The 21,936-nt window shown below is 68.3% G+C and carries 21 protein-coding genes; 9 read left to right on the top strand and 12 right to left on the bottom strand.

Annotation, left to right across the window (positions count from 1 at the left end):
- The 5 genes from ACWDR7_RS11765 to ACWDR7_RS11745 form a co-directional block, all read left to right on the top strand.
- On the top strand, nt 1–1,209 hold a 1,209-nt coding region (locus ACWDR7_RS11765), incomplete at its 5' end, for an IS256 family transposase (protein ID WP_449855080.1).
- Nucleotides 1,210–1,344: 135 nt separating this feature from the next.
- Complete coding sequence (locus ACWDR7_RS11760; RefSeq protein WP_449855079.1) at nt 1,345–1,752, top strand: hypothetical protein; 408 nt, start codon at nt 1,345–1,347, stop codon at nt 1,750–1,752.
- Nucleotides 1,753–2,015: 263 nt separating this feature from the next.
- Nucleotides 2,016–2,315, top strand: a complete 300-nt coding sequence (locus ACWDR7_RS11755) for a transposase (protein ID WP_449855078.1) — start codon at nt 2,016–2,018, stop codon at nt 2,313–2,315.
- A gap of 156 nt (nt 2,316–2,471) precedes the next feature.
- A complete protein-coding gene (locus ACWDR7_RS11750; RefSeq protein ID WP_449855077.1) occupies nt 2,472–3,779 on the top strand; it encodes an ISL3 family transposase in 1,308 nt (435 codons plus the stop codon).
- Between the two features lie 285 nt (nt 3,780–4,064).
- Nucleotides 4,065–4,958, top strand: coding sequence for a substrate-binding domain-containing protein (locus ACWDR7_RS11745; RefSeq protein ID WP_449855076.1), 894 nt, complete (start codon nt 4,065–4,067; stop codon nt 4,956–4,958).
- A gap of 10 nt (nt 4,959–4,968) precedes the next feature.
- On the opposite strand, the gene ACWDR7_RS11740 is transcribed toward ACWDR7_RS11745, so the two are convergent.
- The 4 genes from ACWDR7_RS11740 to ACWDR7_RS11725 all read right to left on the bottom strand — a co-directional run bounded on the left by ACWDR7_RS11740 (nt 4,969) and on the right by ACWDR7_RS11725 (nt 9,020).
- Nucleotides 4,969–5,730, bottom strand: a complete 762-nt coding sequence (locus ACWDR7_RS11740) for a hypothetical protein (RefSeq protein ID WP_449855075.1) — start codon at nt 5,728–5,730, stop codon at nt 4,969–4,971.
- A 146-nt stretch (nt 5,731–5,876) separates the two neighbouring features.
- Complete coding sequence (locus ACWDR7_RS11735) at nt 5,877–7,151, bottom strand: ABC transporter substrate-binding protein (protein ID WP_449855074.1); 1,275 nt, start codon at nt 7,149–7,151, stop codon at nt 5,877–5,879.
- Between the two features lie 71 nt (nt 7,152–7,222).
- On the bottom strand, nt 7,223–8,017 hold the full coding sequence (locus ACWDR7_RS11730) for a carbohydrate ABC transporter permease (RefSeq protein ID WP_449855073.1): 795 nt from the start codon (nt 8,015–8,017) through the stop codon (nt 7,223–7,225).
- A 28-nt stretch (nt 8,018–8,045) separates the two neighbouring features.
- Nucleotides 8,046–9,020: a carbohydrate ABC transporter permease gene (locus ACWDR7_RS11725; protein ID WP_449855072.1), complete on the bottom strand. Its 975-nt coding sequence runs from the start codon at nt 9,018–9,020 to the stop codon at nt 8,046–8,048.
- A 164-nt stretch (nt 9,021–9,184) separates the two neighbouring features.
- Between ACWDR7_RS11725 and ACWDR7_RS11720 the strand changes: the two genes are divergently transcribed.
- Genes ACWDR7_RS11720 through ACWDR7_RS11710 form a run of 3 tightly spaced genes read left to right on the top strand, consistent with a single transcriptional unit; the run spans nt 9,185 to nt 11,308 of the window.
- Nucleotides 9,185–10,120 (top strand): nucleoside hydrolase, encoded by a 936-nt coding sequence (locus ACWDR7_RS11720; RefSeq protein ID WP_449855071.1) that lies wholly within the window; start codon nt 9,185–9,187, stop codon nt 10,118–10,120.
- Between the two features lie 52 nt (nt 10,121–10,172).
- Nucleotides 10,173–10,334, top strand: coding sequence for a hypothetical protein (locus ACWDR7_RS11715; RefSeq protein WP_449855070.1), 162 nt, complete (start codon nt 10,173–10,175; stop codon nt 10,332–10,334).
- Nucleotides 10,331–11,308 (top strand): NAD-dependent epimerase/dehydratase family protein, encoded by a 978-nt coding sequence (locus ACWDR7_RS11710; RefSeq protein WP_449855069.1) that lies wholly within the window; start codon nt 10,331–10,333, stop codon nt 11,306–11,308. Before ACWDR7_RS11715 ends, ACWDR7_RS11710 begins: the two co-directional genes overlap by 4 nt.
- Nucleotides 11,309–11,328: 20 nt before the next feature.
- On the opposite strand, the gene ACWDR7_RS11705 is transcribed toward ACWDR7_RS11710, so the two are convergent.
- The 8 genes from ACWDR7_RS11705 to ACWDR7_RS11670 form a co-directional block, all read right to left on the bottom strand.
- Nucleotides 11,329–12,579 carry a ribulose-bisphosphate carboxylase large subunit family protein gene (locus ACWDR7_RS11705; protein WP_449855068.1) on the bottom strand — a complete coding sequence of 417 codons (1,251 nt, stop codon included), beginning with the start codon at nt 12,577–12,579 and terminating at the stop codon, nt 11,329–11,331.
- Complete coding sequence (locus ACWDR7_RS11700) at nt 12,576–14,273, bottom strand: hypothetical protein (RefSeq protein ID WP_449855067.1); 1,698 nt, start codon at nt 14,271–14,273, stop codon at nt 12,576–12,578. The genes ACWDR7_RS11705 and ACWDR7_RS11700 overlap by 4 nt, the downstream gene beginning before the upstream one ends.
- Before the next feature lie 39 nt (nt 14,274–14,312).
- The gene (locus ACWDR7_RS11695) at nt 14,313–15,143 is read right to left on the bottom strand and encodes a phosphogluconate dehydrogenase C-terminal domain-containing protein (RefSeq protein ID WP_449855066.1); all 831 of its coding nucleotides are present in this window, start codon (nt 15,141–15,143) and stop codon (nt 14,313–14,315) included.
- 9 nt (nt 15,144–15,152) lie between these two features.
- On the bottom strand, nt 15,153–16,487 hold the full coding sequence (locus ACWDR7_RS11690; RefSeq protein WP_449855065.1) for a four-carbon acid sugar kinase family protein: 1,335 nt from the start codon (nt 16,485–16,487) through the stop codon (nt 15,153–15,155).
- Complete coding sequence (locus tag ACWDR7_RS11685) at nt 16,484–17,530, bottom strand: ABC transporter permease (RefSeq protein WP_449855064.1); 1,047 nt, start codon at nt 17,528–17,530, stop codon at nt 16,484–16,486. Before ACWDR7_RS11685 ends, ACWDR7_RS11690 begins: the two co-directional genes overlap by 4 nt.
- 1 nt (nt 17,531) lies before the next feature.
- Entirely contained in the window at nt 17,532–19,103 is a 1,572-nt protein-coding gene (locus ACWDR7_RS11680; protein WP_449855063.1) for a sugar ABC transporter ATP-binding protein, read from the bottom strand.
- Nucleotides 19,100–20,203, bottom strand: a complete 1,104-nt coding sequence (locus tag ACWDR7_RS11675) for an ABC transporter permease (RefSeq protein ID WP_449855062.1) — start codon at nt 20,201–20,203, stop codon at nt 19,100–19,102. Before ACWDR7_RS11675 ends, ACWDR7_RS11680 begins: the two co-directional genes overlap by 4 nt.
- A gap of 70 nt (nt 20,204–20,273) precedes the next feature.
- The gene (locus ACWDR7_RS11670) at nt 20,274–21,344 is read right to left on the bottom strand and encodes a sugar ABC transporter substrate-binding protein (protein WP_449855061.1); all 1,071 of its coding nucleotides are present in this window, start codon (nt 21,342–21,344) and stop codon (nt 20,274–20,276) included.
- Nucleotides 21,345–21,487: 143 nt separating this feature from the next.
- Between ACWDR7_RS11670 and ACWDR7_RS11665 the strand changes: the two genes are divergently transcribed.
- On the top strand, nt 21,488–21,936 hold a 449-nt coding region (locus ACWDR7_RS11665), incomplete at its 3' end, for a FadR/GntR family transcriptional regulator (protein ID WP_449855060.1).

The raw sequence follows: 21,936 nt of genomic DNA, 5'->3' as shown, positions 1-21,936 counted from the left end.
GGTGAAGCCCTCGCTGAGGCGTCGCCGGATCTGATGCGGCAGCTGCTGCAGACGATGATCAACGCGCTGCTGTCCGCGGACGCAGACGCTGTCTGCGGCGCCGAATGGGGCAAGCCCAGCCCCGACCGGGTGACGCAGCGCAACGGCTACCGGCACCGCGAGCTGGACACCCGTGTCGGCACGATCGACGTCGCCGTCCCCAAGCTCAGGAAGGGCACCTACTTCCCGGAATGGCTGCTCGAGCGCCGCAAGCGCGCCGAGGCCGCGCTGATCACCGTCGTCGCCGACTGCTACCTCGCCGGCGTCTCCACCCGCCGGATGGACAAGCTGGTCAAGACGCTCGGCATCGACTCGCTGTCCAAATCGCAGGTGTCCCGCATGGCCGCGGATCTCGACGAGCACGTCGACCAGTTCCGCCACCGTCCGCTCGGGGATGCCGGGCCGTTCACGTTCGTCGCCGCCGACGCCCTGACGATGAAGGTCCGCGAAGGCGGCCGCGTGATCAACGCCGTCGTCCTCGTCTCCACGGGTGTCAACGCGGACGGGCGCCGGGAGGTCCTGGGCATGCGCGTCGCGACCAGCGAGACCGCCTCGGCCTGGAACCAGTTCTTCGCCGACCTCGTCGCCCGCGGTCTCACCGGCGTCCGCCTCGTCACCTCCGACGCTCACCAGGGTCTGGTCGAGGCGATCGCGGCGAACCTGCCCGGAGCGGCCTGGCAGCGCTGCCGCACCCACTACGCGGCGAACCTGATGTCCGTCACCCCGAAGTCCCTCTGGCCCGCGGTCAAGGCGATGCTGCACTCCGTCTACGACCAGCCCGACAAGGACGCCGTCAACGCCCAGTTCGACCGGCTCCTCGACTACGTCGAAGACAAGCTCCCCGACGCGTTCGAGCACCTCGACACCGCGCGGGCGGACATCCTCGCGTTCACCGAGTTCCCCGAAGGCCTCTGGTCGCAGATCTGGTCCAACAACCCCAACGAGCGACTCAACCGCGAGATCCGCCGCCGCACCGACAGCGTCGGCATCTTCCCCAACCGCGACGCCATCGTCCGCCTCGTCGGCGCCGTCCTCGCCGAGCAGACCGACGAATGGGCCGAAGGCCGCCGCTACCTCGGCCTCGACATCCTCGCCAAGTCCCGCCTGCGCCTGCTTCCCGACACCGGCCCCGAGGAGGTGACCGACAGCATCCTCGAACTCAGCGCCTGACCCAGCACCGAAGGATCACAAGGCGGCTACACCACTACCGGGGACTTGACCCACTGCGATCCCGGGAGACCGGGGAAACCGACCATGTAGGGCAAGAACTGTGAAGACTCGGAGTGGTGCAGCACCGGATCGAGCATGACAAATCTCACGGACCCTGGCACCGTGATCGGCGGGGTCGATACTCACAAGACCACCCACTACGCAGCGACGATCGACAGTCAGCGGGCTTGCTCTGGCACGGGGAGTTCCCCCGCTACCGGCACCGAGGTGAGCTCGATCGGAGTCGAGAGCACCGGCTCGTTGGGCGCTGCCCTGGCACGCGAACTCACCCGCAATGGTGAGAAGGTCGTCGACGTAAACAGATCAAATCGACTCGCTTGGAGGATGGACGGCAAGTCCGACCGTCTCGACGCGGAACAGGACGCCCGCGCCATGCTCGACGAGACATCCACCGCCGCGCCGACGAGCAAGTCCGGTGTCGAGTCATCCGGACCCTCCGCGTCACCCGTTCCAGCGCTGTCAAGGCGCGCAGCCAGGCTATGAACACGCTGTTCGGCGTGATGATCGGCGTCCCGGCCCAGCTGCGCGACGTCGGGCTCACCAACCGCACCTCGTGAATCGCTGCCTCCGACTCCGTCCGGAGACCGAGGACTGCTCACGCTGGTCGCCGACCTCAAGCGTATGCGCATCGCCACGACGAAACTGTCGCTGCGTGACCTTGCCCGTCAATGGAGGACGCTGGACGAAGAGGTCAAGCAGCTTAGCGCCAAGATCGCGGCCCTGGTCACCGAAGCCGCACCCCGCTGGTGGAGTTGCATGGCGTCGGCACTGGGCTGGCTGGCCAATTCTTGGTCACGGTCGGCGACAACGCTTCCCGGATCCACAACGAGGCCGCGTTCGCCAAACTCTGCGGAACCGCAGCACACCCCGCCTCGAGCGGCCGAAACTCAGAACGCCACCGACTCAGTCGAAGCGGTGATCGCGCCGCGAACAGCGCGCTCTACGTCGTCGCGATCGTGCGGATGCGCCGACACGAAGCCACCCGCGGCTACGTCGAGCGGACACCGCGGAAGGACTCAGCAAACGCAAGGCTATCCGCTGCCTGAAGAGATTCATCGCCCGCGAAATCTACGCCAACCTCCGCAAATCGGGCTCTTCGCGAACGAGGGTGTAGTCGGTTGAGTGCGTCGGTGGCCGGGTAGGGGTCGAGGCCTCCCGGATGATGGAAGTTCTTCACGCTTGCCATCTCGAAAGACCTCGACGTGCTCCACCCTACTTTCGCGACCCCTGACCTGACGGCGTTCTGCCGGCTCGACGAGCTCGGGCTCGTCGCCGTCGGCCAGCTGATCGAGCCGGACCGGGCGGTGATCGAGTGCCGACCGGTCGAGACAAACCCGTGGTGTCGCAAGTGCGGGGCGGAGGGTGTGCCGCGAGACACGGCGACGCGTCGCCTGGCGCACGAACCATTCGGGCATCGCCCGACGACGCTGCTGGTCCGGGTGCGCCGGTACCGGTGCGCGCACTGCCGACGGACGTGGCGTCAGGACATGACCCGCGCCGCCGAGCCACGAGCGAAGATCTCCCGCCTCGGCGTGGAGTGGGCGCTGCGGGGCATCGTCATCGACCACCTCACCGTGACCCGTGTCGCCGCGGGCCTGGGGGTGTCCTGGAGCGCCGCGAACACTGCGGTGCTCGCGGAGGGCAAGCGTCGACTGATCGACGATCCCGCCCGGTTCGACGCGGTCACCACGATCGGTGTCGACGAGCACGTCTGGCGGCACACCCGCCTCGGCGACAAGTACGTGACCGTGATCATCGACCTCACCCCGGCCCGCGAGAAGACAGGACCCGCGCGGCTGCTGGACATGGTCGAGGGTCGTTCGAAGGCGGTGTTCAAGCAGTGGCTCGCCGCCCGCCCGAAGGAGTGGTCGAAGGCGATCGAGGTGGTCGCGATGGACGGGTTCGCAGGCTTCAAGACCGCCGCCGCCGAAGAACTCCCCGACGCCGTCCCGGTCATGGATCCCTTCCACGTTGTCCGCCTTGCCGGCGACGCGTTGGACCAGTGCCGACGCCGAGTGCAGCAGGACACGGTCGGGCACCGCGGCCGCGCCGGTGACCCGCTCTACAAAGCACGCCGCACCCTGCACACCGGCGCGGACCTGCTCACCGAGAAACAGACCGCCCGCCTCGACGCGGTGTTCGCGATCGAAGAGCACGTCGAGGTCGAAGCGACCTGGGGCATCTACCAGCGCATCGTCGCCGCCTACCGGGAACACGACAAGAAGAAGGCCAAGCAGATGATGCAGGCCGTGATCAACGCGATCACCACCGGGGTCCCCGCGGCGCTCGTCGAGATCCGCAAGCTCGGCCGCACCATGCGCCAGCGCGCCACCGACATCCTCGCGTTCTTCGATCGACCCGGCACCAGCAACGGACCCACCGAGGCGATCAACGGCCGGCTCGAACACCTCCGCGGCTCCGCACTCGGATTCCGCAACCTCACCCACTACATCGCACGCAGCCTGCTCGAAGCCGGCGGATTCAAACCCGCGCTACACCCTCAATCGTGAAGAGCCGCAAATCGCCACCTGACGAACATAGGAACACTGACCGCTTCTATCGGGCACTGTCCGCTGGCTCGGCAAGCAGCCCCTCGCAGCCACGATCGCCGGGTTGCAGGGCTCCTCCAACTCTGAGCAAAGGGCGGTGTGCAATGTCCGCAAACGTCACGGCAGCCGACACCCTCTGGGGTTGTCGCGAGCAGACAGCGCGAGCGGGACCGCCGCTCGCATCTACGCGGGTTGCGCGCTCCGCAGTCGACCGTCGCTCCTCCGGAATGCGTAATATTGCTGAGCATGGCTCAGAGCACGGATCCGGTTGGAAAAGGGTGGGACGGCCGCGCGGTCGGGTTGGTCTTGCGCCGTCCTGTCCGCACTCTCGGCATCGAGGCCTTTTACAACGACTTCATGGCGGGTGTCGAGGATGCTCTGACCAGGCAGAAGCGGCCGTTCCTGCTGCAGGTCGTGCCCGATATGGAATCCGAGCTCGATGCATATCATCGCTGGCACGAGAGCGGCAAGGTGGGAGCGGTGTTGCTCGTGGACGTCCTCGTGGACGACGACCCACGGCTCAGCCTGGTCGATGAACTGGGGTTCGCGGTCCTCGTGCTGGCCAACCCGCAGGACGCCGGGGAGCATTCGGTGTTGTGGACGGACGAGGCCGCCGTGGTTCAATCGGCCGTGGATCACCTGGCCCAGTTCGGTCACACCCGACTCGGCCGAGTGTCGGGACCGGTCGGTTTCTCGCACACGATGCATCGCACCACAGCCTTCATCACCGCAGCCGCGGCTGCAGGGGCGAGCACGACGATCGCAGCTGCGGACTTCTCACGCGAGGGCGGTGCTGCTGCGGTGCGCCAACTCCTGCGGTCCGACACACCGCCGACGGGCATCATGTTCGACAACGACGTGATGGCCGCCGGAGCCGTCGAGGCGATCGTCGCGATGGGCCTTCGCGTACCGGAGGACGTTTCGATCCTCGCCTGGGACGACTCCGTCTTGTGTCGCATCACAAAGCCGCCGCTCACGGCGGTGAGCCGCGATGTTCACACGCTCGGAGAGGAGGCGGGCGAAGCCATCATGCGCATCCTCGACGGAGCAGATCCTGCACTCATCGCGGCCCCGACTCCCCAGCTCATCGCCCGAGGGTCGACCGGCCCAGTCGAGCCGTATCGCGCAGGCGATGCTTGAGTTCAATCGATCACGCTTCAGAGGCCAGGAGCCAGTCCAGAGCTCGCCCTCTGATATCGATGTTCTGCACGAGAGCCGTATGGTCCACACCAGGGTGTCGGATGATGCGGATGCGTCGTGACTCGCACGGGTGCTCCGCCTCGAGCCGCTCGAGGAACTCCGCGGCACCAGCCGGTGGCACGTGGGTGTCCGCTGTCCCGACCTCGAAAGTCAGCTCGAGGTCCCTGGCAAAGGCGCCGAGATGAGAAGCGGGGTCGAACCTGTCGTAGAACCACTGCCCGGAGAACGAGGGGGATCCCTGGTCGATGATCACCCCGCGACGATCCACGTGCTCCATGCCGGGACGGGTCCAGTCCGGAGACGAACCGATCGCCGCAATGCGGGTCACTCTGCGATCTGCACCGGCCAGCGAGACCGCGATATCGCCGCCCATCGACACACCGAACGCCACGACACCGCGTGAGCCCACTCCGTGCAGCTCGTCGGCCCAGTCGATGACGCGCATCGCGTCAAGCGTCGTTCGACCCAGAATCGGCCACATCCGAGATCGGAATGCTGCGAAAACCCCTGCGGAGAACTCGCCGGGCGATTCGCTCGTCGCCCGGTCGCCGTGCTGCCAGGGGTCGATGCCCACACCGATGAACCCTGCTCGCGCGAAACGGCGAAGGGTGCTGGCGCCGTCTTCCTTGGTGCCGCCGAAGTACGGTATCCAGAGCGCCAGCCTGCCGTTGGGTTCCTCCGGAAACGCACACAGCAGGGGTATGTCGTCCACCGTCGCTCGCACGAGCGGGCGCTGAGCACATCGATTCATATCGACTCCCCTCACACGAAAGTTCGACGCCACCGGCGGTGCCCCTCGGCGAGAACGACGAGGGGCACCGCCCGTGAACTGTCCGACCTAAGGTCGATGAGCTGGATTCAGCTGTTGAAAGCGTCGTCGAGACGCTGCAGCAGCTCAGCCGGTTGCACGCCGTCATTGAAGAGTTCCTGCATCGCGATCAGGTACTCCTCTTTGACCTGCGTGTTCGGCCACGTCTGATCCGGATAGACGCTGGCGCGGCCGGACTCCTGCGCCTCGAGCAGCGTCTTGTTGATCGCGTCAGGCTCGTAACCGTCCGCCGGAAGGGCAGGAGAGCTGTTCGATGCGACCGCGAAGAGAGTCTGCCCCTCCGGCGATGCGATGTATGCGAGGAACTTCGCCGCGAGCTCGGGGTTCTTCGCCTTGGCGTTGATGGCGAAGTTGATGCCCGCAGCCACCGGGACGTATGTCTCTGCCGGGTCGTCGGTCGCCGGCATCGGTGCAAGCGAGAACGTCGTTGCCTCGTCTGCGTACTGGATCGCCGCGGACACCGCCTGACTCACGTGTACAGCTCCCAGGGCATCCCCCGTAGCGACGAGCGTCATCTGCGCGTCGTAGCTCGTTCCGTTCGGGCCTTCGTTGAAGCACCCGGCATCCCGCATCTGCTGCACCTTCTCAAGAGCTTCGACCCACCGGGATTCGGAGAAGCTCGCCTCACCGGCTTCCTGGTCAGCAGTGAAGTCAGGGTTCGGCCCGTAGACCAGCGTTGCCGTCAGCGCGTAGGGCAGGAGTTGCGCCGTCCATGCGTCTTTGTTGCCCAGCGCGTACGCGACCTTGCCCGCCGACGTCGCCGTCTCGCACAGCTCGAGCACTTCGCTCCAGGTCGTCGGCGCGACCGCACCGACCTCTGCGAGCGCCTGGTCATTGTAGATGGCACCGATCCCGCCGGTCGTCGCCGGCAGCGAGTACAGGGTGCCGTCGAGCGACGACACGTCGAACAGGTTCTCGGGAACGTCAGAGGCCCACTCGGCGTCATCGAGCGGTGCGACGAGGCCGTCCTTAGCCACCTGCCAGATCGCCATCGCGTCGCCACCGCTCGGCCACACCTTGAACACGTCAGGGGCCGTGCCCGCCGAAAGCTGCGTGCGGAGCTGTTGGATGTATGCCGAATCCTGCTCGATGAAGTCGGCCTTGATCGTGTATTCAGGGTTCGCTTCCTCGAACCCGTCGATCAGCGCCTGCGCAGCCTCCTGCTGACCGCTCGCGAAGGTGAGGGTGTTCTCGTCACCGGAACCCTCACCGGCCGTTGACGTCGAGCAGCCTGCGAGGACGATCGACAGGATGCCGATGCCGGCCAGGGTCGCGGCGCTGACGCCTCGTGAATGTGATGCCACTGGTATCTCCTTTGTGTGCGCTGCTGCTGCATTGCAGGCAGCTGGTGTGGGTGCGGGGTGTAAGAGCCTGATCAGCCTTTGAGACCGCCTGCGAAGCCCTTGATGATGTGCTTCTGCAAGATGAAGTACAGAACGAGAATGGGCAGGACCGTGATGATGAGGCCGGCGAACACCAACGGCCACTGCGCCACGTACTGTCCGACGAAGTTGTAGATGGCGACGGGAGCTGTGGTGTTCCCGCTCCCGGACAGGTACAACAGCGGTGTGAAGAACTCGTTCCACACCGAGACCGAGTTGAGAATCACGACGGTGCCCGTCACGGCTCGCAAGAGCGGGAAGACGACGCTGGCGAACGTGCGCACGGGGCCGCAACCGTCCAGCAGCGCCGCTTCTTCGTAGTCGAGGGGCATCTCGCGCATGAACGTCGTGTACAGGAAGATCGAGAAGGGAAGCTGGGTGCCGATGTTCATGAGGATCAGCGCGCCGAGAGTGCCGAGGAGACCGAGGTCTCGCATGGTGACGTAAAGCGGCAAGAGGCCCAGCTGGGTCGGTATGAGCAGCCCGCCGATGAAGAGGTAGAAGGTGAGCCGCGACCACCGGCGCGTGATGCGGGCGAGTGGATAAGACGCGAACGCGGCGATTACGACCACGCCGAGGACGCTGCACACGGCCACGATGAAGCTGTTGATCAGCGCTCCCCCGAGTGCCCCCTGCTCCCAGGCGAGACCGAAGTTCTCGACTGTAGGAGGGAAGTCGAGCTCGAGCGCGGAGGTGCGCGAATCCGAGGGCTTGAATGCGACGTTGACGAGCGCGAAGAGCGGAACGAGAAAGAGGACTCCGACGATGATGAGCGCGACCTCGCGCACGAAGCTCAGTCTTGTATACCTGTTCATGTCAGTCTGTCTTTCGCGAGGTGAGCCGGAACTGGACCGAAGCGAGGATCGCGATGAGGATGGTCATCACCACGGCGAGCGCGATTGATACCGGGTATTCCCCCGTGCTGAACGCGCTCTTGTAGATCGTCGTGGAGATCGTCTCGGTGGCTGTCCCCGGTCCTCCGCCGGTCATCGCCATCACCTGGTCGAACTGCTTGAGTCCGCCGATCAGCGACAGCATCAGGTTGATCACGATGGCTCCGTTGAGAAGCGGAAGTATCACGCTGAAGAATCTGCGCCATACGCCTGCCCCATCGATCGTCGCCGCCTCGAGAACTTCTTCGGGGACGGCCTGAAGACCGGCCAGGAAGATCACCATCGAGTAACCCGAGAACTGCCAGATGATCTCGCCGCAGATGGCGAGCAGGGCCGTGTTGGGGTCGCCGAGCCAATCGTGCGCGAGGTTCGACAGGCCGACCGAAGACAGCACCGAGTTGATGCCCCCCTCGGGGGCGAGCAGGTAGCTCCAGATGTAGCCGGCCACGAGCGGGGTAAGCACGACAGGCGCGAAGAACACCACCTTGAGGATGGAACGGCTCTTGATGGTGCTGTTGACGGCGAGTGCGAGTCCGAGCCCGATGATGTTCTGCACGACCATGACTACAGCCGCAAGCACGACCGTGTTGACGAGCGCTGCCACCGCGCGCCGATCGCTGAACACCTCGACGAAGTTCTTGAAGCCGACGAAACTCCAATCCGACGCGAGGCCGTTCCAGTCCGTGAACGAGTAGATCGCGCCGGTGATGCTCGGCCAGACGACGATGAAGAGGTAAATCCCCAGAGCGGGGACCAAGAACCACCACGGGGCCCGTATGCCCGAGCGGGATACTCGCTTGCGCGCGGGTGCCGGCGGCTTGAGCCGGGCAGCCTCTTCCTGCGCCGCAACAGCGGGGGGGACCGAGTTAAGCCCGGAAACCGTTGCGCTCAACGTCATCGTCCTCTCGCACATCGTCGTCGAAGTGTGGTTGTTGCTTCATCGACCGGTGAAAGGCTAGCAAAGTTCTCCAACTAATTACAACTACTTAATTAAGATGGTTGAATGACTATTATGGGTGCCGGGGATCGCCCATCCAGCGCACCGGAGCGGAGCACGACGACATGACATCCACGCCGAACCGCACGCGTGTTCTCATTAGTACGGACGCGAAGAACGAGGCAGATGATCAGTTCGCGATCGTGCACGCGCTCCTGTCGCCGACGCTGGACATACGGGGCATCCTTCCGGCCCACTTCGGCAATGCGCGCACACCGGACTCACTCGGCGAAAGTCGCAGAGAGGTCGATCTGCTGCTGAAGCTCACACCGTCCAGCGACGCGATTCGAATCGCGGACGGCTCGCCGACCGCCCTTCCCGATGAGCGAACCGCGATCGATTCCGCTGCCGCGCGACTCATCATCGAGGAGTCGCTCACGGACGACAGCCCACCCCTCTTCATCGCGGTGCTGGGACCCCTCACCGATGTGGCGAGCGCGTTGCTCCTGGAGCCGTCGATCGCTGACCGAGACATAACCGTGGTGTGGATCGGAGGTCCGCCCTATGACGACATCGAAGCGGTGTACTGGCCGGAGTACAACCTCTCGAACGACGTGAACGCCGCGAACGTCGTGTTCGCGTCCGGAGTCACCCTCTGGCAGCTGCCGATGAACGTCTACACGTTGGTGGGGGTGGGCTATGCCGAACTCGATGCGAAAGTCAGACCGCACGGCGAAGTCGGCGCCTACCTGGTTCGCCAGCTGCTCGAATGGAATGCGTCGAACATGGGGCGCGCGGTCGACTTCCGCTCGCTGGGAGACTCGCCGGCGATCGGTGTCATCCTCAATCCGTTCGGTGCAGTGTGGAAAAAGCGCATCGCTCCCCGCTTCGCGCCGGATGGCTCGATGATCGCAGGGGCGGGAGATCGCCGCATCCGAGTCTGTGAGCGCGTCGACACCCGCTACCTTCTCGCAGACTTCTTCGCAAAGATCCGGCAAGCGGAATCAGAGCGTCGACACCCGCCGTCGACGACGAAAAGCGCTCCCGACGCGCAGCCGTGAGAAGCGGCAGCGGCCTCGCCGGCGCCGTGCACCGCCTCACTATGCTGAGGGCATGACTTCGTCGACGGCGCTGCTCACCGACCGCTTCGAACTCACCCTCCTGGGGACGGCGCTGCGTGACGACGGAGTCGCGCTCGCCGAGGCGGGACCCGACCATCCCCACGGCCTACATCGACGCGAAGTGCGCGCCGGCATCCGGGACGCGGGGCGATGAGCGGAGTCCTCGTCACCGGAGCGACGGGATTCATCGGCGGTCATGTGGTGCGAGAGCTGCTCCACGACGGTCACGACGTGGTCGGAGTGAGCCGGCATCCGCTCCGTCCTGAGACCCGGCACCTCCTCGCGCACGAAACCGACCGGCTGCGTCTCGAGGTTCTCGCCGCCGACGACGAGGACGGCCTACGTCGCGTGTGCGAACGCCACCGCCCGGACGGAATCGTGCACGTCGACGCGGTGGTCGATGTCGTCGAGCTCCGCACGGCACCACTGCGCGCGCTGAAGAGCAATGTCCTGCCCACCATCGGCCTGCTCGAGGTCGCGCGGGACACCGGTGTGCAGGACTTCGTTTACCTTTCGTCGATCGCCGTGCTGCCGACAGTCCAGGTGGAGCCGATCCCGGTACGCCACCCTTTCGTGACCGAGACGGAAGGACCCGGCGGAGGCTTCTACGGCGCGTCGAAGGCCGCGGCTGAGGTGTTCACCCTCGAGTACGCGGCGAGCTTCGGCATGAACGTGCGCATCGTCCGGCCCTCCGCGGTGTACGGGTTCGGGATGCAATGGCCCATCGGACTCAAGCCCCTCGTCGAGGGCGGTGTCGACGGCATCGATGTGGACCTGGGGACCCAGCGGATGCCGGCGCGCGACTTCACTCACGTCGCCGATGTCGCAGGGGTCGTCTCTCGCTTGCTCGAGCGGCCGGACACCGCGCAGAGGGTCTTCTTCGCCGCCACCGGTCGTTCGTTGGTGAGCGAGGAGCAGCTCATCGAGACCGTCCGTCGTCAACTGCCCAACCTCCGCGTACGTTTCGAGCCGGGTGCGGGCACCGACGTATCGGTAGAGAGCGCCTACCGCGGGGTGCTGGACGTGTCGGCCCTGCGCGACGAGCTGGGCTACGCCCTCCGGTTCCCCGACCTCTCCGAGGGCATCGCGGAGTACATCGGCGCGTACCGCGCCTTCCGCGGCGCCTGAGCCGGTGCCGCGGCGTCGGGTCAGCGCGCGAAGAGACGCAGTGCGGCCGCGAGCTCCGCGTGCGTCTGCGCGTACTCGGACGCGGGTACGCCGTCGACGGCGGCCCGCCACGCCTGCCGGATGCTCGTCGCGCCCGCAGCGGGCCCGTCCGGATGGGCCATGATGCCCCCGCCGCACACGTACATCAGGTCGACCGTTCCGAGTGCGGCATACGTATCGGCGGCCTGGTCGGCGGACTGCGCCGACGAGAACACCGGCATCACCGCCGGGTGTCCGTTCTCGGGCCGCAGGCAGGCCCGCGCCGAGCGCAGCACCGAGGCGTCCGGCTCCCAGAACTTGTTGCGCAGGCCGTTCACGTGCAGTTGGTCGGCGCCCGCCAGTCGCCACAGCTGCGACCACACGGCATACGAGTAGCCGAGGAGCGGGTGCCGAGTCATCGCGCCCCATCCGTTGCGGTGCGCGTGGATCGGAAGTGAGCTGCGCTCGCGAACCGCCCGCAGCGCTCCGAGACCGACGGCGTTCACGCTGACCATCACGCAGGTGCCGCCGGCCTCGGCGACGGCGTCGACATGCCGCAGCATCTCGTCGAGCTCGTCGGTGACGTTCACGGCGTACATCGCGAGGGCGCCGGTGTCGTCGGCGGCGTCATGGAGACTGCGCATGACGGCGCCCAGCCGCTCGTCGAACGGCGAGTGGGGCGAGTTCGCCATGAGCTCGTCGTCTTTGATGAAGTCGAGGCCGGCGCGCGCCAGGTCGCCCGCGAGGGAGGCGGTCTCGCCGGGGGTGAGCCCCACGCTGGGCTTGATGATGGTGCCGATGATCGGGCGGTCGTGCACCCCGGCCAGTCGCCGCGTGCCTTCGATGCCGAACTGCGGGCCCGGGTGCGCCTCGCCGAATGCGGCCGGCAGCTCGAGGGCCTCGAGCCGGATGCCGCTGAGCTGGTGCAGTTCGAACAGGTTGCCGGCGACCGTGGCGAGCAGGTTCGGCAGGGCCGTGCCGACGTTCTCGAGGGGGAACGAGAGCTCGACCTCGGCGCGGCGGTAGCGGCCGTCGGCCGGCACCACGCCGCCGCTCAGCGACGGGGAATCGCCGTCGTCGAGCGGGGTGATGCGCTCGACGGTGGCCCCATGCCGGGCGTGCAGCTCGGGGGTCTCGCCGGGCAGGGCGACGAACGTGCCGGTGGACTGCTCACCGGCCATCGCGGCGGCGGCGCGTTCGAGGCTGTCGCCGGTCTCGATGACGTAGTGGGCGTGGATGCGGTCGGTGCTCATGCTGTCCCGTCTGTGTGGAGGAGGATGTCGAAGGGCGCGATCGTGCGCGGCGGCATCGACACGAGGCCGTCGAGGGCGACGTCGCGGACGCGGTCGGTGGTGTTCGCAAGGACGACGACCACGCTCCCGTCGATGCGGAGCGCGATCCCCGCGACGGAGGGATCGTCGGTGGTGAGCCGGAGGGCGCCGTCGGCCGAGAACGCCGCGGCCAGCACGTCGGAGGCGGGTGTGCGTCCGCCGTCGGCGTGGAGGATGCCCCGCGGGCCCGCATGCTCGAACAGCGTCGCGTCGCCGACCTCTGCGGCCGACAGCGCCGCGAGCACGGCGACGGTCCACGCCGCGGCGAAGGGGTCGTGCTGGCGAGCGTCGATCGTGGCCGGGTCGAGGCCCTCGCCGACGAGGAGCGGCGCCGCCGTCGCGTAGAGGTTGCGCCGCGGGCGCAGCGTCACGGGAGACACCGTGACGTGCGCGGAGCCGCCGCGGTGGCGGGCGGTCGCGATCATCGCCGGGTATGCCTCGGTGGTCTGCATCACCGCGAGCGCGGCGTCGTCGTGCACCTGGGCGTTGATCGACAGGGCCACCCCGTCGCCGACGGATGCCGGGGGGAAGCGGTTGAGCTCGGCGAGGTTGCCGTCGGTGCCGGCGCGGACGGGCGTCGCCGTGGGCACGAGCGCGCGCACCGCGGCGAGCGCGGCGGCCGTGGTGGTCGGCGCTCCGGAGCTGTACACGAGCACGTGGTCCACGGCGGCGTTGTCGAGAAGTGGGGCGATCGCCGCGTTCGGTGCTCCGTCGGAGACCGTGAGGGCGAGTTCGACGGGCAGCCCGGCGGCCGCCGCCTCGGCGAGCGCCGTCGCCCCCGACACGTCGCCGTCCGTGTCGACGGTGACGTCGACGCGAACCCACGCGGGGCGCAGCTCGGCGAGGGCGTCCGCTGCCCGGGAGTGCCCCGGTGCCCATCCGGTGCCGAGGCGCGGCCAGGAGGCGGGCTCGTCGTGGATGCGCACCGTGGCGTTCCGCGGCGAGCGGTCGGCCGGCGGAGGGAGGGTGCCGGTCGCCCGCAGCGTGATGCTCTGCCGCACGGTCTCCCCCGGGTCGAGCGCGTAGGGGAAGGGCAGGGACAGCGGACGGCTGTAGGTCTTGAACGAGGCATCCGACCAGTTGCGCTGGTCCTCGGTCTCGAAGACGTCTCCCTCGAACAGGATCTCGATGTCGGCGCCGTCGTCGGTCCGCTGCCGGAACCCGGCGACGTCGAGGAACGGCTGGTGCGGGGAGACGAGCTCGGGGAAGCGCGACGGCTGCACCGAGCCGTCGGTGTGGATGACGTCGACGGGGCGGCCGGCCCCGTCGAGGGCGTGCAGCGCGACCAGCCCGATGCGGTTGGTCCGCGTCGCCCCGCCCGCTCGCCCGTCGAACGTCATCCGCACCGTGCTGTCGGGAAGACCGGTGACTGTGCCGGTCCAGACGAGGTCGACGCCCGCCCCGCGGTGCGCCGAGGTGAACGTCACCGAGAACCCGTCCTCGCCGATCTCGCATCGCTCGATCGTGACGACCCCATCGACGGTGCCCCAGTCCGCGTCGCGCACGACCCCCGCGAGGCCGCGGAGCACCTCGTGGTCGCCGAGTCGGACGTGCCGCAGCACGCCGCGGTCGTCGAGGTCGAGCGTCCAGGCGCCGGCCCGCAGCATCCGTGTCATCGTCGCTCCCGTCGTCGCATCCGATCCTGCCCGTTCCCGTTACTCGGCGACGATGTCGGCGACGGAGGCGCGGATGTTCTCCTCGTCGAACACGCGCTTCCAGTCCGGGCGGAACAGGATGTCGCGCGCCTGCTCGATGGCCTTGATCGCTCCGTCCGAGAACGGCGAGCCGATCTGGTCGAACAGGATCGCCAGCTCCACGCGCAGGTGACCGAGGATGAACGCGAACGCGGCGTCGGCGGGCACACCGCGCGCGATCGCCTCGTCGGTGGCCTCGCGGATGATCGTGACACAGGTGGCCGCGGTCGTCTCGGCGAGCACGGGCTCGAGCAGCACCATGTTGTCGACGGTGATGCGGTACGCGTCGCGCACGGGGGCGAACATCGCGCGCACGACGGGCTCGGCGCGGTCGTAGTCGGCGTCGGTGCCGCTGATCACCGCGATCACCACGTCCTGCTTGGCGGCGACGCCGCCGAAGTAGTCCTGCTGCGCCGCGATCTCGACCTCGTCGCTGAACACCGGCGGGTGGCAGGGGTGGCAGGCGACGGCGCTGATGTCGTCGCGCAGGGCGATCTCACCGGCGTACGGGGCCGCGGCGTCGAGGACGACGAGGGTGGCCCCTGCCTTCATCTGCGGCACGATCTCCTTCGAGACGCGTCCGATGCGGTTGTCGGGAACCGTGAGGATCACGACGTCGGCCCCCGGGACGGCGTCGGCGACCTCGGCCGCCTCGATGCCGAGGGTCGCGAGGCGCTCGCGCCCCGCCTCGCTGGGCTCGACGTGGGCGACGTCGTAGTCGGTCTCCTGCAGGTTCGCGCTGGTGCGGAAGCCCATCTTGCCGCCGGCGCCGATGATCGCGATCGAGGTCATTGTCGTTCCTTACTGGTTGGGTGTGGGGGTGGGAGAAGCGGCGCCGTCGAGCGAGGCGACCGTGGTGAAGTAGTCGGGGCGACCGACCTGTCCGCCCTTGAGGGCGATCTCGAGTCCGTCGACCGCGGGGTCGTCGGCGGTCGCGCGGCACAGGGGCGCACCGGGCGCCACCTCGGCGATCATCTGCAGCGCGCGGATGCCGAGGGCCCGCGCCACGAGTCCGGAGGTGTCGCCGCCGGCCACGACCACGCGCCGCACGCTCTGCTCCGCGACGATGCGGCGGGTGGCCGCGCCCAGGGCGAGACCGAGGCGATGCGAGTCGACGGGGCGTCCGTCGCGCGGCGGGGTGTGCAGCAGCACGTCCTGCCCGGTGTCGAGCGCACGGCGGGCGGCGGAGACGAGAGCGTCGACGCCCTCGTCGCCCGCGGTGAGGGCGACCGGATCGACCGGCACGCCGAGGAATCCGCGCTCGAGGGCATCGGCGACCTGGGCGTCGCTGGCCGGGGCGCGACTCCCGCTGACCGCCAGGGTCTGCGCACGGTCCGCGTGCCGGGGGCGGAACGTCGGGGCGGGACCGCCGCGCCGCGCGGCCCAGAACGCGGCGAGCGCGTACTCGACCCCGCTCGATCCGACGGCGACGACCGTGCGGTCCGCCGCCTGCACCAGGCCGTCGAGCGCCCGACCGATCTGCACGAGATCGCTCGCGTCGAGCACGTCGAACAGCACGGCGTCGGCGCCCTGCGCCGCGGCATCCGTCATCCGGGCGTCCACCGCGTCTGCGCCCGCGGCGAGCGCGAGGCGGTCGACGAGCGCGACCGAGGCGTCGGTCTGGTGAGCGAGGTGCGCGATGAGGTCGGCCTCGTGCATGGGCGTGATCGGATGCCGGGTCATCGTGGGGTGCCGATCGAGGCGATGGGTCACCCCGTCGACGGTCGCGAAGAGGTTCCCGAACACCTGGTAGCGGCGCAGCGCGGGTGCCCCGACGACCATCGGCACGAGGCCCGCATCGAAGGTGCGCCGGGCGATGTCGAGCCCGCGGCCGATGCTGCCGATGGTCGGCGACGAGTCGAACGTCGAGCAGATCTTGTAGTGGAAGAGCGGCGCACCGGTGGCGCGCAGCGAGGCGAGGATCGGCGGCAGCTCGGCATCCATCTGCGCGGGCGTCATGGTGCGGGCGATGCCGGCGACCCCGACGGCCTGCGCGCCGGGGAAGCGTGCGAGGTCGTCGGCGGTCGGCGGTTCGAGGAACAGCACGGTGTCGACGCCCGCGGTGGTGAGCGCCTCCATCACGTCGGTGGAGCCGGTGAAGTCGTCGCCGTAGAACGAGAGCAAAGGCGTCGTCATCGCACGGGCTCCCCCGCGCCGGATGCCGGCGTGCGGGCGGGATCGGGGTCGTCATCCGCCTCCTGCCGTCCACTCGTGATCACCGTGCGACGCAGCTTCTCGAGCCGACCGGTGCGGATGCTGTCGATGAGCACCGCGAGCAGGATGATCCCGGCCTGCACCATCTGCGTGAGGTACAGGTCGACCCGCACGAACCCGAGGCCGGTGTTCACGAGCTGGATGAGCAGCGTGCCGACCACGGTGCCGGGGAACACCGAGCCGCGTCCGCCGAACAGGCTCGTGCCCCCGAGCACCGCGGCGGCGATGGCGTCGAACTCGATGCCCTTGCCGGCGGCGGGGGTGACGGTTCCGGAGAACTGCTGGATGACGGCGACGAAGCTCGCGAGCCCCACCAGCGCGCCGGAGATGACGTAGACGGTGAACTGGATGCGTCCGACCTTCACGCCCGCGCGCGCCGCCGCCTGCTTGTCCTCGCCCGTCGCCAGCAGCTGCCGGCCGAAGGGCGTGCGCGTGACCGTGACGTGGGCGAGCAGCACCACGAGCGCGAACACGACGATGGGAAGCGGGATGCCGAGCACCGACTGGGCCCCGAGCGCGGTGATCGCGTCGGGGTAGTTGACCTCGCGCGAGTCGGAGACGCCGTAGCCCAGCCCGCGGAACGCGGTGAGCATGGCGAGCGTGACGATGAACGGGATGATCTTCAGCACGGAGACCGCGAACCCGTTGAACGCCCCGAACAGGGCGCCGACGAGCACGGCGAGCAGCGGCACCACGAAGATCGGCATGGCGATCGTGTGCACGATCTGACCGACGACGACCGCCGTCAGGTACAGCAGCGAGCCGACGGCGAGGTCGATGCCCGCGGTCATCAGCACCAGCGTCATGCCGACGGCGAGGATGCCGACGTACGCCGACTGCCGCAGGATGAGGGTGATGGTGTCGCCCGACAGGAAGCGCGGGTCCACGGCGGCGAACGCCAGGAACACGACGACCAGCAGGATGACCGGCACGTTCTGCAGTGCGAGGTCCTTGATGCGCGACATGTCAGACGCCTCCCTGGATCTGGATGGATGCCGCCTCGCCCGCGGCGACCTCGTCCGGTCGCTCGCCGAACGCGGCGCCGAGGATGATGCGGGCGTCGAACTGCGCCCGGGGAAATTCGGCGACGATGCGCCCGAGGCGCATGACGACGATGCGGTCGGCGATGCCGAGCAGTTCCGGCAGCTCCGACGAGATGACGAGGATGCCGGTGCCCGCGTCGGCGCGCTCCAGCGCCGTGCGGTAGACCTCGTACTGCGCGCCGACGTCGACGCCGCGCGTCGGCTCGTCGAGGATGAGCAGGTCGGGTTCCGTGAGCAGCCACTTCGCCAGCACGACCTTCTGCTGGTTCCCGCCGGAGAGCGCTTGCACGGGCGAGCGGGTGAGGTCGGCCGACTTGAGGCGCAGAGCATCCGTCACCGCCTGCACGCGCGTGCGGAGGGCGCGGCGGCGCAGCGGCGCCAGCACTCCCCCGCTCCATCGGGCGAGCGAGGGCAGCGCCGCATTGGTGACGACGGGGAACTCCATCAGCAGCCCCTCGCCCCGGCGGTCCTCGGTGACGAAGGCCAGACCGGCCGCGATGCGGGCGCGCGGCGACAGCCGCGTCACGTCGGTGCCGGCCACCTCGATGCGGCCGCTGTCGGCGGTGTCGAGCCCGGCGATCACACGAGCGAGCTCGGTGCGCCCCGCCCCCATCAGACCGAACACGCCGACGACCTCGCCGCGTTCGACGGTGAGCGAAGCATCGTCGACCAGGCCGGTCGCCGAGACGTCGTCGAGCCGCAGCGCGGGCGGCGCGCCGGGGTCGACCGGCGTGTGACCCGCGCGCTCCGGATACAGACTGTCGAGCGGACGCCCCACCATGAGCGTGATGAGCTCGCGCACCGGCAGATCGGCCTCCGCCCGCACGTCGATCAGTGCGCCGTCGCGCATGACCGCGATGCGGTCGGAGAGCCGCTTCACGTCGTCGAGGATGTGCGAGACGTAGATGAAGGAAGTGCCCTGGGCGGTGAGCCGCTCGATGAGCCCGAACAGCAGCTGCGTCTCGCGGCTGGTAAGAGACGTCGTCGGCTCGTCGAGGATGATGAGGCCGGGGCCGCCGAGGGTGCCCTTGACGATCTCGAGCATCTGTCGGTGGCCGGGGCTCAGCTGCTCAACGATCGTCGACGGCGAGAACGGCAGCTCGAGCTGGGCGAGGGCGTCGGCCGTGGCGCGACGCGCCTTACGTCGATCGGTGAACACGCCCCAGCGCCGCGGGTAGGCGGTCAGGAAGACGTTGTCCATGACCGAGAGCTGCGAGAACAGGTTCAGCTCCTGGTGCACGTGGGCGATCCCGCGTGCCCGCGCCTCGCCGGTCGACTTCGGCGCGTAAGGCTCGCCGTCGACGAGCATCCGCCCCTCGTCGGGCACGAGCACGCCGCCGACGATGTTCATCAGCGTCGACTTGCCGGCGCCGTTCTCGCCGACGAGCCCGAGCACCTCGCCGGGTTCGACGCGCAGCGAGATGTCGCGGTTCACGGGCATGCCGAAGAAGCTGTGCGAGATGCCGTGCAGCTCCAGGCGGGGAGACGAGGTCATCGTCGGCCTCCGATCAGACGGTTGCGCCCCACGTCGAGCAGGGCGGCGGCCACGATGACGAGGCCCTTCACGACCCAGACCACGTGGAACGGCAGGTTCATGAGATTGAGGCTGTTGCTGAGGATCACGAAGAACAGCGCCCCGAGGAAGGCGCCGAGCACGCTGCCCTTGCCGCCGAACAGCGAGATGCCGCCGATGATCGCGGCGCCGATGACGTCGAGCAGCATGTCGTCGCCGAGGGTCGGGCGACCGGCGCCGAGGCGCGACGAGTAGAGCACGCTGCCCAGGGCCGCCAGGCCCGCGCTGATGACGTACGCCGACACGACCATGCGGGTGTGCGGCACGCCGGAGACGATCGCCGTGCGCCGGTTCGTGCCCGCGGCGTACAGCCAGGCACCGTAGGTGGTGCTCGAGAGCACGTAGTGCGCGCCGATCGCGACGACGACGGCGATCACCATCGACAGGGTGAGGAACGACGACAGGCCCCCGCCCTGCGTGCTGCCGATCGCCGCGTACTCCTCGGGGAGCCCGGTGACGTTCTCGCTGCGGGTCATCCAGATCGCCACCGCGCCGAACAGCAGCATCGTGCCGAGGGTCACCATGAACGGCGGCATCTTCAGCACTGCGACCGCCCAGCCGTTCAGCAGACCGATGAGGCATCCCGCGGCGACCGTGAGGGCGATGGCGAGTACGACGCCGCCGAGACCGGCATCCGACAGCACTCCCCCGTCCTCGCCGATCACGCTGCCCCAGAAGACGGTGTCGGAGAAGAGCGTCGGGGTGAACGCCTGAGCGATGAACAGGGCGCCGAAGGTGTTCGCGACGCTGATGACGGCGGTCTGCGAGAGGTCGATGCCGCCGAGGATGAGCACGAACGACTGGCCGATGACGATGATCGCGAGCGGCCACAGGTTCGAGAGCACGTTCACGGCGTTGCGCTCGCTGAGCAGGCCGTTGGCGAACGGCGAGACGGCGACGACGTAGACGACGATCAGGGCGAGGACGAAGCCCTCACCGGCGAGGAAGCGGCGCAGCCCGTCGCCACGGCGGGCGCCTTCGGGTGCCGCGACGGGTGGGGCGGTCTTCTGAGTGGTGGACACGTGGTTCCTCCGACGGGTGACGGGCAGGGGCGGGGTGCGGCGCGCCGTGGGCGCGCCGCACCGGGGACGATCAGGAGTTCGGGGGCGTGATCACGCAGCCCCAGGTGTCCTTCTCCTTCTCGCCGACGTTGTCCTGGGTGAGCGCGAAACCGGGGTCGAGCAGCAACTCGTCCGCGTCGGTCTCGCCGGCGTCTATCGCTTCGGCGAGCGCGGTCAGCAGGGATTCCGCCTCCGTGAAGAGGTCCTGCACGCCGGTGGCGTCGACGAACCCATCCTTGAGCAGGTTGCAGGCGCGGTTGTCACCGTCGATGCCGCCCATGATCACGTGCCCGTCCTCGCCGGCGGCCTTCCAGAGACCGAGCGGCTCCAGCACGGAGCGGATCTGCGGGTAGAGGAAGTCAGACGAGGTGAAGAGCAGATCGATCTCGGGATTCGCCTGCATCGCGGCCTCGAGATTCGCCTGGCCGGTCGCGGCGTCCCAGTTCGTCTGCACCTCGATCGGCTCCTCGAAGAGGTCCGGGTTCGCGTCGACGACGTCGTAGAAGCCGTTGCGGCGCTCGACGGCGTTCTGGTCGCTCAGATTGCCGACCATGATGACGGAGCGGATCTTCCGGTCGAGTCCGAGCGCCTCAGCCTCGGTGACCATGTGCTCCATCGTCGCCGCGGATACGCCACGGTTGTCGGCGACGGCCACGATGGCTGCGCCGTCCTCGGATGCCGGCGGACGGTTGAACACGCCGATCGGGATGTCGGCCTTGTTCGCCTCGGCGATGATCGTGTCGGCGCTCGATCCGTCCTCCGGGATGATGATGATCCCGTCGACTCCCTGGGTGATGCAGTCGTTCATCTGCTCCAGCTGCTTGTTCGGGTCTTCGTTCGAGTTGTGCTCGATCACCCGGGCGTCCGCGGCTTCGAGCGAGTCTGAGATCGCAGCGATGCCCGCCGCCCAGAACTCGGTCTCGCTTCCCGAGAACCCGAAACAGATCGTCTTGCCCTCCAGAGAGACGCCGACATCGATGGCCGGCTTCTCTGTGGATCCCGTGTCCCCGCCGCCACCTCCGGTGGTGGCGCAGCCGGACAGTGCCAGTGCGGTGAACGCTGCGACGGCGACGCCGGCAGCGAGGGTGCGTGTGCGGGACACGAGGCCTCCTTGACTCGATAGAGACACGCTTGGTCTCTGGTATGCCACACTATAGCCAGGCCGAATGTCGTAACACAACGTCGTCGGAGGAAAGCCGCCACCTGCGAGAATGGAGGCGCGTCCGAAGAAAAACAGGAGGACCGATGGAGTTCACTCAGCTGCAGCGCGAGCCGTCCCTGGCCTCGCGGGTGACCGAGAGCATGCTGGCGACGATCGCGTCGGGCGGCTTCGCACCGGGCGACTGGCTTCCCTCCGAGCGGGAGCTCTCCGATCAATTCGGCGTCTCGCGCACCGTGATCCGCGAGGCAGTCCGCGGCCTGGAGGCCAAGGGCGTCGTCGAGGTGCGCTCCGGCCGAGGCGCCCGCGTCGCGCATGTGAGCTCCTCGCGCGTGTCTGAGAGCCTGCAGCTCTATCTGAGCGGGGCGCAATCGCAGCAACTGCTCGGGCCGCATGAGATCAGCGAGGTGCGCGCGACGCTGGAGCTGCGCCTGGTTGAACTCGCGTGCGAGAAGGCGACCGAAGCCGATCTGGACGAGATCCAGGCGAGCCTCACCGACATGGCGGCGGGGGGGGGCGCGGGGCGCGCGCCCCC

The sequence above is a fragment of the Microbacterium sp. NPDC003461 genome (assembly GCF_053588335.1).
The sequence above is the reverse complement of the archived record's forward strand: the minus strand, read 5'-3'. Positions and strand labels throughout refer to the sequence as shown.

Excerpts from the sequence above, each read along its gene's own strand:
- ACWDR7_RS11680 (WP_449855063.1), bottom strand. The coding sequence starts at position 19,103 with ATGACCTCGTCTCCCCGCCTGGAGCTGCACGGCATCTCGCACAGCTTC.
- ACWDR7_RS11685 (WP_449855064.1), bottom strand. The coding sequence starts at position 17,530 with ATGTCGCGCATCAAGGACCTCGCACTGCAGAACGTGCCGGTCATCCTG.
- ACWDR7_RS11725 (WP_449855072.1), bottom strand. The coding sequence starts at position 9,020 with ATGACGTTGAGCGCAACGGTTTCCGGGCTTAACTCGGTCCCCCCCGCT.
- ACWDR7_RS11760 (WP_449855079.1), top strand. The coding sequence starts at position 1,345 with ATGACAAATCTCACGGACCCTGGCACCGTGATCGGCGGGGTCGATACT.
- ACWDR7_RS11745 (WP_449855076.1), top strand. The coding sequence starts at position 4,065 with ATGGCTCAGAGCACGGATCCGGTTGGAAAAGGGTGGGACGGCCGCGCG.
- ACWDR7_RS11690 (WP_449855065.1), bottom strand. The coding sequence starts at position 16,487 with ATGACGACGCCTTTGCTCTCGTTCTACGGCGACGACTTCACCGGCTCC.
- ACWDR7_RS11705 (WP_449855068.1), bottom strand. The coding sequence starts at position 12,579 with ATGAGCACCGACCGCATCCACGCCCACTACGTCATCGAGACCGGCGAC.
- ACWDR7_RS11710 (WP_449855069.1), top strand. The coding sequence starts at position 10,331 with ATGAGCGGAGTCCTCGTCACCGGAGCGACGGGATTCATCGGCGGTCAT.
- ACWDR7_RS11720 (WP_449855071.1), top strand. The coding sequence starts at position 9,185 with ATGACATCCACGCCGAACCGCACGCGTGTTCTCATTAGTACGGACGCG.
- ACWDR7_RS11700 (WP_449855067.1), bottom strand. The coding sequence starts at position 14,273 with ATGACACGGATGCTGCGGGCCGGCGCCTGGACGCTCGACCTCGACGAC.
- ACWDR7_RS11695 (WP_449855066.1), bottom strand. The coding sequence starts at position 15,143 with ATGACCTCGATCGCGATCATCGGCGCCGGCGGCAAGATGGGCTTCCGC.
- ACWDR7_RS11715 (WP_449855070.1), top strand. The coding sequence starts at position 10,173 with ATGACTTCGTCGACGGCGCTGCTCACCGACCGCTTCGAACTCACCCTC.